This window comes from Alteromonas sp. 4NS20-0143, from assembly GCF_057542855.1.
Window position 1 is genome coordinate 248,802 of the sequence record NZ_BAAJLR010000001.1, and the last position, 14,557, is coordinate 263,358.

Here is a 14,557-nt window from a genome sequence, read left to right on the forward strand (position 1 = left end):
AACGCTTATCCTAAAGTATAACTGGTAAGACCATGTGTAAAATTAATGTAAACATATTATTCACAATAAATTTACAAACTTAGGAATCAGGCATAGTATCAATTTGAGGACATAGGTTGTTTATGCCCTTATAAAAATAACAGAAAATCGAATAGCAGGTCGCTAGCGGAACGCGAGATTATATTTGCCGGTAGTGAAACGCCCAGATTTGGAATCACACTATGAAATTGAATACGCGTAAAACTGCAGTTGCTGCTTATGTTGGCGCTGCATTACTTTGCTCTCCCATGATCGCAACAGCCCAAGAAGCTGACACCGAAAATGAAAAAGAAGCAAAACGGGATGTTGAACTTATTCTTGTTACCGGTAGTTTCGTTCGTCGCAGCGAAAACTTTGAATCTCCTTCTCCTCTAGCAGTGGTAGATAGCGTCGCAATCGACTCGATTGGTGCAAAAAATATCGCTGATATCACACAAACGCTTACTATTAATACTGGCGCAGAAAACAATCCTGACGCATTTACTCAAAATGCGACAGCAGGTACATCTAATATAAACCTTCGCGGTTTAGGTGTTGCATCTACGTTAGTGCTTCTAAACAACAAACGCCAGGTTGTTACCGCTCAGCCTACCAACCAAGGTCTTAACTTTGTTGATACGAGCTCACTCGTACCAATGATAGCGATAGACAGAATGGAAGTAGTGAAAGACGGTGCGTCTGCACTATACGGTTCTGATGCGGTAGCTGGCGTAGTGAACTTCATCACAAAGCGCAACTATGACGGCGCAATGATTACAGCCGACTATCAAGACGGTGCCCATGGCGATAACAGCGAATACGTACTCCAAGGTCTTTGGGGAGCGTCTGGCGATAACGGCAATGTAATGGCCGCTATTAGTTACACTAATCGTTCACCCTTATTTATCGCTGACAGACGTTTAAGTCGCCCAGAGGATGATACCAGTGCGTTAGGTAACCCAGGCTCTTACTTCTTACCAACAGGCACACCCATTATCGACCCTTACGGGTGTGAGGAATTTGGTGGTTCTGAAAGGCTATTAGCGCCAAGTGGAACAGCGCCAGGCGGCTTAGAAGTTGGCTTTTGTCAGTTCGACTTCGGTAAGTTCTACTCTTATGTACCTGATGAAAGTCGCCTCAATACCTATGTTAGCGCAAACTATGAGTTTGATAATGACATAACGTGGTCTGCAGAGTTCGGTATGGCAAGAAACCGCGCTGAACGTGGCGGGGCACCTAGCTTTCCTATCTTAACGTCGCCGATTGTTCCAGATTACCATCCACAAAACCCATTCGGCACAGGCGTTGCGTTTTTCGGCCGTGCAGAGGGTAACGGTTTTGCTGGCGACCCTGCTAACACAGAGTCAGATACATTCAGATTCAGCACAAACCTTCAGGGCGTAACAGACACCGGTTTCTGGGAAGTAAGCTATACCAGAGCAGTTAACGACTTTATGTTCCAAGTACCTGACGTACTGAATACAGAGTTCCAGTTGGCGCTATTCGGTTTTGGTGGTTCAGATTGTAACCCGGTTACAGGCACGCCAGGTGCAGGCAGCTGTGAGTTCTTTAATCCGTTTTCAACGTCTTACACATCGGCGCCTAACTCAGACTATGTTGTTGATTCATTCACAGCAAAACAGGTTATTGATTCAAAATCTGACTTAGAAGTGATTGAAGCGTTCACCTCATTTGATGTATTTGAAATGGACGGTGGTTTTGCTGCGTTAGCGCTTGGCTTACAGTACAGAAACCAAGACCTCAGTATGGATTACGACGCACTATCTAACCAAGATAGCTTTACGTTTGTAATCGGTAACCCTGACATTGACGGTAGTCAGGACGTCTGGGCTGCATTTGGTGAATTAGCATTGCCAATTAACGATCAGTTAGACGTTCAGGTAGCCGTGCGTTACGAAGACTACGGCGGTACTATTGGCAGTACGGTAGATCCGAAGTTAGCGGTTTCTTACAGAGCTACTGACGAGTTTTCACTACGAGGCTCAATATCAACCTCATTCCGAGCACCTACTGTATTCTTAGCTCAAGGTGGCGCGACGACCCTACAGCAGCTTCAAGATCCAGTTCAGGGCGCAACAGCATTCGTTGCAGTTAGAACGGAAGGTAATGAAGATCTTAAGCCAGAAGAGTCAACAGCTTATAATATCGGCTTCTCTTATGAGCCATTTAGAGATCTTTCCATTGAAGTTGATTATTGGAACTTCGAGTTTGAAGACCTGATTATTCAAGAAAATGCGCAAGCAGTATTGAATGCAGACCCTACAAATACTGATCGCGTATTGCGTGCCGGTGACCCACTTACTGGGCCTGTGCTACAAATAAACAATACCTATGTCAATGCGAGTTCATTGGAAACGTCGGGTGTTGATTTTGTTGCAAGTTACAAACTTGAGTCAGATGCAGGCGTATTTACACCTTCATTAAATGCAACCTACATCACAAAGTATGACCTTTCTGACCCACAAGCTGGAAGCATCGACGGTGCGGGAAGACGTAACTTCAACAATATCGGAACTTCGTCACCAGAGCTTCGTGTTAACGTAGGTCTTGGATGGAAACACGACGTTCACGCAGCTAACCTGTTTGTACGCTATATCTCTTCGTACGACGATGATCAAAACTGTGCTGACGGTACCTCTAATACAGGTACATGTGCTGGCGGCTTCTTTGAAGTAGACAGTATGGTAACTGTAGATGCGCAGTATAATATCGATATTGGCAGCATGTACGATACTGAGCAGAGCTACGTTCTTACCATTGGTGGAATCAACTTGTTCGACGAAGAGCCACCTAGATTGTTCACAAACAGTGGCTTCGACTCTAAGGTTCACGATCCAAGAGGTCGTCAAATATATGCAAGGCTTGCTGTTGAGTTTTAATAGTTAGTTTTTTATATAAAATAGCAAAGCCGGCTTCGATGCCGGCTTTTTTGTAAACATTTGTCACCACTGATACCTGAAACTTGGCATTTTAATATTAGCGTTTACTTTTCAATTTAACGCTGAGTTATTTAGAGTATCCAAAACAGTAGGAGATAGTGCTATGACAACGAAACTAGATGACGCCGCCATTGAGTCTAAATTAGTCACACTCAACGAATTGGTCGTTGATGGTGACAAATGGGTGAGAGACGGTGATGCAATAACAAAGACGTTTTCGTTTAAAAGTTTTATTCGAGCGTTTGGTTGGATGTCACAAATTGCTATTTGGGCTGAAAAGCTCAAACATCATCCCGAATGGTTTAATGTTTATAACAAAGTGGAAGTAAAATTAACCACTCATGATGTTGATGGATTGAGTGATCTCGACTTTTCAATGGCTGAAAAAATGGAAAAGTTTAAATAGATAGAGACGTAAAAGCGGATAAAGCGCATTATTTTGTATTATGTTTGCACACATTGTTCAATAAACCTGCGAACAGTCAGAAAAATGCAATATTTTGATGTTAGACGCTTGTGTTAGAAAAGTCCCTATGTATAATACGCTCCACGTTGAGGCGAGGAAGAAAAGCCAAGCAATCTCAACCGATATTTTCTGGCGCGGGATGGAGCAGTCTGGTAGCTCGTCGGGCTCATAACCCGAAGGTCGTAGGTTCAAATCCTGCTCCCGCAACCACAGAAAATATACCAGAATTTTTAAAATGTGAATATCACATTTTACCGTACAGACGCGGGATGGAGCAGTCTGGTAGCTCGTCGGGCTCATAACCCGAAGGTCGTAGGTTCAAATCCTGCTCCCGCAACCACATTAAAAACCCAGCTAACGCTGGGTTTTTTTTTGCATGTTTAACTGTACATGATAGGTCTCTTTAGCGGCGGCTTTACATTCCAGACTCTTTTCCTTTCTGCATCTTTATGTGCAGAAAAAATGTGCAGAAAAAAATCCCAGCGATTACACTGCACCATTATTGTATTGAGTTACCCAGTTAGATTGAAAGTCTACGCGAGATCTTGCCGCCCTTTATAAAAGATACACTTTCCAGTTCCAAAGCTTGTGAAAGCGAAAGCCATGTTCAAAGAAATAGAGTAAATTTTGTATCGCTGTTGCTTAATGCAGTGCCTGTACGTATAATGCAGTGATTAAGTAATGAGAGCGGGCTCCCTCAAGTTTTTAGGAAAGTAACGCACTTATTAATAGCAAGCTATCACCTGACGGTGTTTTTACCCACATAGATGTCGCTTTCTAAAAGTGATGGTATAGGGTTCAGAATTACAACAAAAAGCCCCGCTAGTCCGGGGCTTTTTGTTGTATTAAAACCTAGTGAAGTAACGTTTATCTAGGTGATGACAGGTGGGCTTATGGCCCTTTTTTCGTTTTTGGAGGTTTGGATTGGCAAGACTTGAAGATAAACTAACCGAAATGCTAAATCCTGGTGTTGAAGCACTTGGATTCGAGTTGGTTGGTGTCGAGTTTGTACGTGCGGGGAAACATTCTATTCTTCGCGTTTTTATTGATCACGAGAATGGTATTTCCGTTGATAATTGTGCAGATGTTAGTCATCAAGTAAGCGCAATATTAGACGTAGAAGATCCGATCAGTACCGAATACAACTTGGAAGTGTCATCACCGGGAATGGATAGACCGCTTTTCAACGAAAAGCATTATAAGGCTTCTGTGGGTGAAGTGGTTCAAGTTCGTTTGTCTATGCCGATGGACGACAGACGTAATTTCAAAGGCGAAGTACTTTCTTGCGAAGACGGCATGATAAGTATTGAAGTGGATGGCCAACAGTTCCAGTTAGCTGTGGCGAATATCGAAAAAGGTAACGTTGTTCCCACGTTCGATTAACGGAACAGCTCTGCTTTCATCGACGAAGGCAAAAGAGAGGCGAAAATGAATAAAGAAATTTTGTTAGTGGCGGAAGCCGTTTCAAATGAAAAACAAGTGCCTAGAGAAAAGATTTTTGAAGCGTTAGAGTTTGCGATTGCAAGCGCGACGAAAAAGAAAAATGAAGGCGAAATAGAAGTTCGTGTAAGTATCGACAGAACGTCTGGCGACTTTGACACATTCCGTCGTTGGTTAGTTACACCGGATGACCAAGAACAAGAAAACCCATACGCTGAAATTACAATTTCAGCGGCTCAGGTTGATGAGCCAGAGATAGAATTGGGTGACTATGTTGAAGAACAGATTGAATCTATTAAGTTCGACCGCATAACTACGCAGACTGCAAAACAAGTTATCGTACAAAAAGTCCGAGAAGCAGAACGCCAGCAAATGATTGCTGAGTACGAAGACAGAGTTGGCGAGTTAGTGACTGGTACGGTTAAGAAAGTTAATCGCGACAACATCATTATTGATCTAGGTAATAACGCAGAAGGTGTTATTTACCGCGACGATATGCTCCCAAGAGAGACATTCCGTCCAGGTGATAGAGTACGTGGTCTGCTTTATGTTATTCGTCCAGAAGCCCGTGGTGCACAGCTATTTATTAGCCGTACTCACCCAGACATGCTGGTTGAATTATTCCGCCTTGAAGTACCAGAAATCGCGGAAGAAACATTAGAAATAAAATCTGCAGCACGGGATCCAGGTTCACGAGCAAAAATTGCCGTTAAAACTAACGACAAACGCTTAGACCCAGTGGGTGCGTGTGTTGGTATGCGTGGTTCACGCGTACAGGCAGTATCTGGAGAACTAGGCGGTGAGCGTGTCGATATCGTATTGTGGGATGAAAATCCAGCGCAATTTGTTATCAACGCCATGGCGCCTGCAGAGGTAGCATCGATTGTTGTTGATGAAGATAACAACACGATGGACGTAGCAGTTGAAGCAGATAACCTTGCGCAAGCAATTGGTAGAAGCGGTCAAAACGTACGTCTAGCCAGCCAACTAAGTGGCTGGGAACTTAACGTGATGACGGTTGACGATCTCAACAAGAAACACGAAGAAGAAAACGCGAAGGTACTTAACCTATTCACAGCTGGTCTTGATATTGATGAAGATTTTGCATCAGTACTAGTAGATGAAGGCTTTACCACGTTAGAAGAGGTAGCCTACGTTCCAGTAAGTGAACTTTTAGCGGTTGAAGGATTAGATGAAGATACCGTTGAAGAACTGCGTACAAGAGCGCGTGCCTTCCTAACTACGCGAGCACTAGCGGACGAAGAGTCCCTTGAAGGTGCAGAACCGACAGAAGCCTTATTAAATCTTGAAGGTATGAGTAAACACGTGGCTTATGTGTTGGCCAGCCGCGGTATTACCGACCTAGAAGAATTAGCAGAACAAGGCACCGATGATATCAATGATATCGATGAACTTAACGACGAAACGGCAGGTGCATTAATAATGGCTGCTCGTAACATCGTTTGGTTCAGTGAAGAAGAGTAAGGTCAACAGGGGGATAATTACGTAATGGCAGATGTATCTATAGAAAAGCTCGCCAGCGACATTGGTACGACCGTTGACCGATTGGTTGGCCAATTTAAAGACGCGGGTATTGTAAAGAATGCCGGCGGTCAAGTTAACGAAGAAGAGAAACAAAAACTGTTGGATCATTTAAGTAAGCAACACGGTAGCTCAGCAGAGCCCACGCGCATGACATTAAAGCGCAAGACGACCAGTACACTAAGCGTTGGAAAGTCGAAAGAAGTAAAAGTTGAAGTACGCAAAAAACGTACTTACGTTAAACGTACTGACGTTGAAGAAGAAGCGAAGCGTCAGGAAGAAGAGCGTATTAAGCGCGAAGCTGAAGAAAAAGCGGCAGCAGAAGCTAAGCAAGCAGCGGAAGAAAAAGCACGCAAAGCAGCAGAAGCGAAAAAAGCAGCTGACGAAGAGCGTGCCCGCCGTGCAGAGCAAGCTAAGAAAGACGCTGAAGCTCGCAAGAAAAACGAGCCGGAACTTTCTGAAGCTGAAAAAGCGAAGCAAGAAGCAGATCGCCAAGAAGAAGAACGTTTACGTAAGGCTCAAGAAGAAGAGTCTCAGAAGAAGCTTGAAGAAGATGCCAAAAAGGCAGCTGAAGAAGCGCGTAAACTAGCTGAAGAAAATGAACGTCGCTGGAAAGAAGAAGAAGAGCGTCGTAAGAAAGCGGAAGCTGAAGAAGTTCACTTGCACTCAAATCGCTATGCTCAAGAAGCAGAAGACGAAGAAGACATGCAGGTTGAGCGTTCATCACGCCGTCGTCGCAAGTCGAAAAAACATGCTGGTGAACACCTTAAGCAAGGCTTTAACAAGCCTGCACAACCTGTAGAGCGCGTAGTTAAACTTGGCGCTACTATTACGGTTGGTGAATTAGCAAGTAAGTTAGCGATTAAGTCTAATGAAGTTATCAAAGCCATGATGAAAATGGGTGAGATGGCAACGATTAACCAAGTGCTTGACCAAGACACAGCCGTTTTAGTGGTTGAAGAAATGGGTCATAAGTTTGAGTTAGTGAATGACAATGCGCTAGAAGATGAATTACTTGCTGAAGGCATGGACGGTGTTAAAACAACTCGTGCTCCAGTAGTAACTATCATGGGTCACGTTGACCATGGTAAGACATCATTACTCGATTTCATTCGTCGCGCTAAAGTAGCAGACGGAGAAGCAGGTGGTATTACTCAGCATATCGGTGCTTACAAAGTAGAAACTGATAACGGCGAGATTACTTTCCTAGATACACCTGGACACGCGGCATTTACTGCAATGCGTGCACGTGGTGCAACGGCGACTGATATTGTTATCTTGGTTGTTGCTGCCGATGATGGTGTTATGCCACAAACTAAAGAAGCGGTTCAGCATGCTAAAGCGGCTGGCGTTCCTTTGATTGTTGCTGTAAACAAAATGGATAAAGAGTCTGCGGACCCTGATCGCGTTAAGAGCGAGCTTCTTCAACTTGAAGTTATTCCAGAAGAATACGGCGGTGAGCACCAGTTCTGTAACGTATCAGCGAAAACTGGTATGGGTGTTGAAGAACTACTAGAAGCTATCGTACTTCAAGCTGAATTGCTTGATTTAAAAGCGGTACCTGAAGGTCCATGTCGCGGTATCGTTATTGAATCACGTCTTGATAAAGGCCGTGGTCCTGTAGCGTCTGTATTGGTTCAAGAAGGACAACTTCGCCCAGGTGACATCCTGTTATGTGGTGAAGAGTACGGTCGTGTTCGTGCAATGCGCGATGAAAATGCACAAGAGATGAAGTTTGCTGGTCCATCAACGCCTGTTGAAGTACTCGGTTTATCTGGTGTACCGGTTGCCGGTGAAGATGCGGCAGTAGTGCAGGACGAGCGTAAAGCTCGTGAAGTAGCTGCGAAGCGTCATCAGAAGAAACGTGAGCTTAAGTTAGCACGTCAGCAAAAAGCGAAACTTGAAAACATGTTTGCGAATATGGCATCAGGCGACGTGAGCGAATTGAACATCGTACTTAAAGCCGATGTGCAGGGCTCTGTTGAAGCGATTGCTGAATCACTGACTAAACTTTCTACATCAGAAGTAAAAGTTAACATCGTTGGTAGCGGTGTTGGTGGAATTACTGAAACTGACGCTACACTTGCAGCGGCATCTGGTGCAATTGTTGTTGGCTTTAACGTTCGTGCCGACGCATCTGCGCGTAAAGTGCTTGAAGCGGAAGAAATTGATTTGCGCTACTACAGCGTAATCTACAGCCTTATCGACGAAGTGAAAGCGGCCATGAGCGGTATGCTTGCACCTGAGTTCAAACAAGAAATCATTGGTTTGGCTGAAGTGCGTGACGTATTCAAATCGCCTAAGCTTGGTGCGATTGCAGGTTGTATGGTTACCGAAGGTAACATTAAGCGCAGCAACCCAATCCGTGTACTTCGTGAAAACGTTGTTATATACGAAGGCGAACTAGAGTCGCTACGTCGCTTTAAAGACGACGTGCAAGACGTTCGTAACGGTATGGAATGTGGTATTGGCGTGAAGAACTACAACGATGTGAAAGTAGGTGACCAAATTGAGGTCTTCGAAATCGTTGAGGTTAAGCGCGAAATTTAATTGCCTGTTTTAGTTGGCATTTAAAAAGCGGGGGCCGAGTGCTCCCGCTTTTGTCTATACGCTTATTATAAATAGGGTAAGGAGTTTACAATGGCTCGTGAATTTTCACGTACCGATAGGGTCGCTCAGCAAGTTCATAAAGAAGTAGCGAGTATCCTTCAAAACGAATACAAGCACAGAGTAGGCGACATGCCGCTAATCACTGTGTCTGAAGTTGAGGTATCACGAGATTTAGCACACGCGAAAATCTACGTCACTATCTACAACAGCACTGAAGAAGAAGGCAAAGTGCAGCTTAAGCAGCTTAAAGAACTTAAAGGCTTTGTGCGCAGCATACTAGCGAAGCGTCTACGCATGCGCTCGGTACCTGATCTTCATTTCTTCGAAGACAGGTCGATCATTGAAGGTATGCGCATCTCGAACTTGGTGTCTCAAACCATTGCTTCTGATGAGTCAAAGCGCGACCTTGATGACGAACAAGAGTCGGAGTAAATGGCAAGACGACGTAAAGGCCGTGATATTAACGGCATAGTACTACTTGATAAGCCCCTTGGCGGGTCATCTAACCAGCTGCTTCAAAAGGTCCGATGGTTGTATAAGGCAGTAAAGGCGGGGCACACAGGTGCACTAGACCCTTTAGCGAGCGGCATGTTGCCATTGTGTTTAGGCGAGGCAACTAAGTTTTCTCAGTTCTTGCTCGATGCCGAAAAAACCTATGAAGTTACCGCTCAATTAGGTGTTCGTACCACCACTTCAGATGCTGATGGCGAAGTAGTTGAAGAGAAGCCCGTTGATGTTACTGATGCACAGGTTAACGAAGCTTGCCTTGCATTTTTAGGTAAAAGCAAGCAGATACCCTCTATGTTTTCCGCGCTCAAACATCAAGGCAAGCCTTTGTATTTCTATGCCCGTCAAGGTATTGAAATAGAGAGAGAGCCTCGCGATATTGAGGTTTTTGAGCTTGATGTTTTGCGCATCGAATTGCCTTACGTGGATATGCGAATAAAGTGCAGCAAAGGAACCTACATACGCTCAATTGTTGACGACTTAGGTCAAAACCTAGGTTGCGGCGCGTATGTAACACGTTTGCATCGCACCGAAGTTGCAGATTATCCAACGGATAAAATGGTGTCATTAGATACCCTTATCAGCACGCAAGAATCACTCGATGAGGGTGACTTTGCCGCATTAGATGCCTTTCTTATCCCCATGGATACAGCTGTAAGTCGCTTGCCTCGTATTACTATTAATGACGAAGAACGCAGTCGGTTTGACCATGGTCAAAGTGTTAAGGGTGTGTGCGAAGCAGAGCTTATCGCTGGTGTTTCCTACTGCGTTTATCATCAGCAGGCAGACGATTTGTTGTTTTTAGGCGTAGGCGAGGGGGTAAAAGACCCGCGAGATCAGGGACAGCCCAAAAACGAAATCTTCGTTAACCCTAAACGACGGGTGGTATATCCTTCTTAAAAAATAGTAGAGAAGAAATAATAAAAAGAAAGTGCCTTTGTGGCTTGCTAACTGGGCAAGCGTCATTATAATACGCGCTTCATTCCGTTCTGCTGAATTAGTGATCGGCGGAACATAATTTAGGAGAATGTTATGTCACTAACTAAAGAACAAACTGCAAAAATCATTGCTGAGTATGGCGTTAAAGAAGGCGACACTGGTTCACCAGAAGTTCAAGTAGCTTTGCTTACTCACAACATCAACAAGCTTCAAGGTCACTTTGCTGATCATAAGAAAGATCACCACTCACGTCGTGGTCTTCTTCGTATGGTTAGCCAGCGTCGTAAGCTACTAGATTACCTTAAAGGCAAGAACGCACAGCGTTACCTTGACCTTATCAAGCGTCTAGGCCTTCGTCGATAAGACTTGGGTTATACAAAAAAAGCGTCCATTGGACGCTTTTTTTGTGCCTTGAATTTAGTGCTATCTTTTTACTGCTATCTTACTTGGGGTCTACAGGTGTTTTGTAACTGTTTTATGAGCACGTTTACACGTGCTTTTACGATCACCGATGAGCACTCTTCTTTTAAACACCTATACCGTCTTACTTTTCTTGCGATGTCTTCGTTGAGTGTTTTACCGCATTATTCAAAGTAGCTAGTTCCCGAGTGGTGAGTTCTCGCCATTGTCCTGGACGAAGGTTACTTAACGCTAAATGCATAATTCTCGTGCGCTTTAACTTAGTAACTTCATACCCTAAAAATTCACACATTCTGCGAATCTGCCTGTTCAGGCCCTGGGTTAAAATAATAGTAAATTTATTTCTGCCTGTTTGCTTAACCGTACATGGCTTGGTCACCGTCCCTAAAATAGGCACGCCGCGAGCCATTTTAGTCAAAAACCTATCACTTACCGGTTGATCTACCGTGACTTCATACTCTTTGTCGTGCGCGTTCTCTGCACGCAATATCTTATTTACGATGTCACCATCGCTAGTTAAGATAATAAGTCCCTCTGAAGGCTTGTCGAGGCGACCTACGGGAAAAATTCGCTCTTTGTGGCCAATGGCATCAATAATGTTGCCTTTCACGTGACGCTCTGTGGTGCAGGTGATGCCAATAGGCTTATTATAAACAAGATAGACGCGATCTGATTTGTCCTTGGCAACAGCGCCAATACGCTTTTTATCAACTTCTACAGTGTCGTTAGGGCCTACTTTAGTGCCTAATTCTGGAGTCTTGCCATTAATGGTAACGCGATTTTGTTCAATAAGTTTATCGGCCTCACGGCGAGAACATAATCCTGTATCACTAATGTATTTATTCAAGCGTTTAAGCGTCTGCTCGCTCATTGAACTCGGTTTCCTCTGTTGTTTAGGGCTGTGTGTTGGTAAGTCACCACGACTCGTTAGATAAAAAATAGCGGCTGTTACACGAATAAAGGGGCAGTGAGCCCCTTTATTTATTCATACCGTTTTTGCCAATTGCTTTGCTTTTTTAGCCGGCATTAGGCGATGCAGCAGGGCTTGCTCCTGCTGCAGGAGCGCCGTTTGTATTATTCGCGCTTGTACCTGATACCACTTTGGTAGCAATTTCCCTAATTTCGTTTTCTAAACTGTTCAGCCTGCCAGATAACGTTGCGTTGCGCTTTTCAAGCACTGATAGGGTGTCAGCTAAGTTTTTAACGTCTTGCTGGGTGCCTGCTTTGTCATCTGCAGTTTGCTCAAGACGAACGTTCACTGCTAAAAGCTCATCAGCTACTGAGGCGAGCTGGTTTTTCAAAGAACCCATGGTTGCTGATTGTGCATCTACATCTTCAGATACCGCATTTATGTCTTTATTCGCGGCACTTTGAACCTTACTCACGCGCTCGCCTAAATCTGCAATTTCTTTTTGGTTTCTACGCCATGCAGAAGCCCAAAGCTTATCCATTTGTTCCCATAATTCACTGGTTTTATCATTCAGTTCATTGACTTTTACTTGCAGAGCAACCGTCGATTCGCCCATTTCCTCACCTGTAGCAGAGAGTTTATTCTCCAGCAACATGATGCGCTCTTCTGCTCGCTCAGCAATCGCTTTTTGCTGTTCAAGTAATGTGAATAAATAATAACAGCCACCGCACGCAGATAAGGCAATGAGGGCAATCAAAGCTACCCAAATACCGTTGCCACCGGATGAAGATGAGGAGCTTGTGGCTTGAGAGGGCGTGGAAGTACTACCAGGTGTAGTTTGGCGCTTGGTTTGATAATCGCGACGGTCTTCGTCATCTAACCTAATAGTTGGAAATTCATCATTTTTTGAGTTGTTAGGCATAATATCGTTACATTCTCATTCTGGGTGTTTCTTCATCGATTAAACCTTATTTTACAAAGCCTAAGGCACAGGTTTACCGCAAGAAACGCTAATTCTTTGCACACTACAGCATGGTATCGCTTATTTTAATTAAATGCCACGGCTTATCCGTTTAACGCCTTTACGCGACGGGGATAGTAAAAAGGCGATCACCTCATGCTGTTGTGTTCGCCTTTTAAGGGTGTTTAATCGCCCATCCACTCAACTCGGTACAGGTCGCGACGTCTATCTAAATAGTTTCTCACCGAACCTTCGTTTTGCAGTTTAGTCAGCTTGTCTAAATCTAAATCAACAATCAGAGTCATTTCTGTATTTGGCGTTGTTTCAGACACAATAGCATCGTGAGGAAAAGCAAAATCACTAGGTGAAAATACCGCAGTTTGTCCGTATTGAATATCAACGTTGTCTACTTTCGGTAAGTTACCTACGCTGCCAGCAATCGCCACGTAACACTCATTTTCAATGGCTCTTGCTTGCGCACAGCGTCTAACGCGTAAGTAGCCATTTTTTGTGTCTGTCCAAAACGGTACGAAGAGAATTTGCATTTCCTGATCGGCAAGAATGCGCGCCAGCTCTGGAAACTCAACGTCGTAACAAATAAGCACACCTATTTTGCCGAAGTCCGTATCAAAGGTCTTCAGGCTATTTCCGCCTTTCATGATCCAGTCTTCTTTTTCATGAGGGGTAGGGTGCAGCTTATACTGACTTTCTATCGTGCCATCACGCTTACAGATATAGCTTACGTTATAAAGCAAATCGTCTTCTACCACAGGCATAGAGCCCGCGATGATGGTGATGTTATAAGACACGGCTAAATGAGACACCGACGTAAGGATTTCATCGGTATAGGTAGCAAGATGCCATATTGCATCAATGGACGACTCGGTCGGGCACAGCCCCATAAGAGGTGCATTGAAAAACTCAGGGAAAAGAGCGACATCACAGGAGTAATCTGACAACGCATCCACAAAGTATTCAACCTGCTGCAATAGCTCTTCTACATTGTTGAAGTAGCGCATCTGCCATTGAATACAGCCTATTCTGGCGCTTAGTTTTCTACTGGCAATTAACGACGGTGTGCCTGGCTCGTAGTAAATATTGTGCCATTGTAAAAGCGTAGCGTACCCTTGTGACGCTTCATCTTCGGGAAGGTAGGCCGTCATTACTTGCTTTACTTCAAACCCATTGGACAATTGAAAGGTAAGAATAGGATCGTAAATATCCTTCAGTTTTACCTGCTCAATGTATTCATATGGCGTCAGTTCCTGGGCATGGTTGCGGTAGTTAGGAATACGACCACCGGCCATAATCGATTTCAGATTAAGGTTTCGGCACAACTCTTTTCTTGCTTCATACAACCTTCTGCCAAGTCTTAACCCTCTGTATTCAGGGCAAACGATGACCTCTACGCCGTAAAGTACATCACCATTTGGATCGTGAGTAGTAAGATAGGCATCGCCTGTGATTTCATCGTAGCTATGTTTGTCACCAAATTGATCATAATCAACAATGACTGATATAGCGAAAGCAACCACTTTGCCCTTATCTTCTATACAAATTTGACCATCAGAAAATGTGGTTACCTGTGCTTTGTAATTTGAGTAGGGCCACGCGCCGCCAACATTGGCGTAAACCTTATCCATAAGATCTTTGACATCGTTGTAGTCATCTAATCGTAAATTTCGTAAGTCGAGGTGATGCTCTGTCTCTTCTATCTGTGTTTGATCTTGACTCATTAACAACTCTCTTTTGCGTTACGTCTTGGTAGGGCCGTTCAAGGTATG

The 14,557-nt window shown here is 44.1% G+C and carries 11 protein-coding genes and 2 tRNA genes; 10 read left to right on the top strand and 3 right to left on the bottom strand.

Annotated elements, in window-relative coordinates:
• Positions 1-221 precede the first annotated feature (221 nt).
• From AC27HD_RS01035 to rpsO, 10 genes are all read left to right on the top strand, one after another.
• Positions 222-2,918, top strand: a complete 2,697-nt coding sequence (locus tag AC27HD_RS01035; protein WP_032096573.1) for a TonB-dependent receptor — start codon at positions 222-224, stop codon at positions 2,916-2,918.
• 163 nt (positions 2,919-3,081) lie between these two features.
• Positions 3,082-3,384: a 4a-hydroxytetrahydrobiopterin dehydratase gene (locus AC27HD_RS01040; protein ID WP_487103233.1), complete on the top strand. Its 303-nt coding sequence runs from the start codon at positions 3,082-3,084 to the stop codon at positions 3,382-3,384.
• A 193-nt stretch (positions 3,385-3,577) separates the two neighbouring features.
• Positions 3,578-3,654: transfer RNA gene (locus tag AC27HD_RS01045), tRNA-Met, on the top strand.
• A gap of 53 nt (positions 3,655-3,707) precedes the next feature.
• Positions 3,708-3,784 (top strand) — tRNA-Met (locus AC27HD_RS01050).
• A gap of 584 nt (positions 3,785-4,368) precedes the next feature.
• Complete coding sequence (gene rimP / locus AC27HD_RS01055; protein WP_032096822.1) at positions 4,369-4,827, top strand: ribosome maturation factor RimP; 459 nt, start codon at positions 4,369-4,371, stop codon at positions 4,825-4,827.
• 45 nt (positions 4,828-4,872) lie between these two features.
• A complete protein-coding gene (gene nusA / locus AC27HD_RS01060; RefSeq protein WP_032096571.1) occupies positions 4,873-6,369 on the top strand; it encodes a transcription termination factor NusA in 1,497 nt (498 codons plus the stop codon).
• Positions 6,370-6,393: 24 nt separating this feature from the next.
• Positions 6,394-8,976 (top strand): translation initiation factor IF-2, encoded by a 2,583-nt coding sequence (infB, locus tag AC27HD_RS01065; RefSeq protein WP_349377715.1) that lies wholly within the window; start codon positions 6,394-6,396, stop codon positions 8,974-8,976.
• Between the two features lie 90 nt (positions 8,977-9,066).
• Complete coding sequence (gene rbfA, locus AC27HD_RS01070; RefSeq protein ID WP_032096569.1) at positions 9,067-9,468, top strand: 30S ribosome-binding factor RbfA; 402 nt, start codon at positions 9,067-9,069, stop codon at positions 9,466-9,468.
• Positions 9,469-10,443: a tRNA pseudouridine(55) synthase TruB gene (truB, locus tag AC27HD_RS01075; protein WP_487103236.1), complete on the top strand. Its 975-nt coding sequence runs from the start codon at positions 9,469-9,471 to the stop codon at positions 10,441-10,443.
• A 132-nt stretch (positions 10,444-10,575) separates the two neighbouring features.
• Positions 10,576-10,845, top strand: coding sequence for a 30S ribosomal protein S15 (gene rpsO / locus AC27HD_RS01080; RefSeq protein ID WP_032096567.1), 270 nt, complete (start codon positions 10,576-10,578; stop codon positions 10,843-10,845).
• Positions 10,846-11,026: 181 nt separating this feature from the next.
• Here the strand turns inward: rpsO and rluF are convergent, their stop codons facing one another.
• From rluF to AC27HD_RS01095, 3 genes are all read right to left on the bottom strand, one after another.
• Entirely contained in the window at positions 11,027-11,773 is a 747-nt protein-coding gene (gene rluF, locus AC27HD_RS01085; RefSeq protein ID WP_032096566.1) for a 23S rRNA pseudouridine(2604) synthase RluF, read from the bottom strand.
• A 145-nt stretch (positions 11,774-11,918) separates the two neighbouring features.
• Entirely contained in the window at positions 11,919-12,734 is an 816-nt protein-coding gene (locus tag AC27HD_RS01090; protein WP_487103239.1) for a hypothetical protein, read from the bottom strand.
• A gap of 224 nt (positions 12,735-12,958) precedes the next feature.
• Positions 12,959-14,509 carry a carbon-nitrogen hydrolase family protein gene (locus tag AC27HD_RS01095; protein WP_032096564.1) on the bottom strand — a complete coding sequence of 517 codons (1,551 nt, stop codon included), beginning with the start codon at positions 14,507-14,509 and terminating at the stop codon, positions 12,959-12,961.
• Positions 14,510-14,557 lie beyond the last annotated feature (48 nt).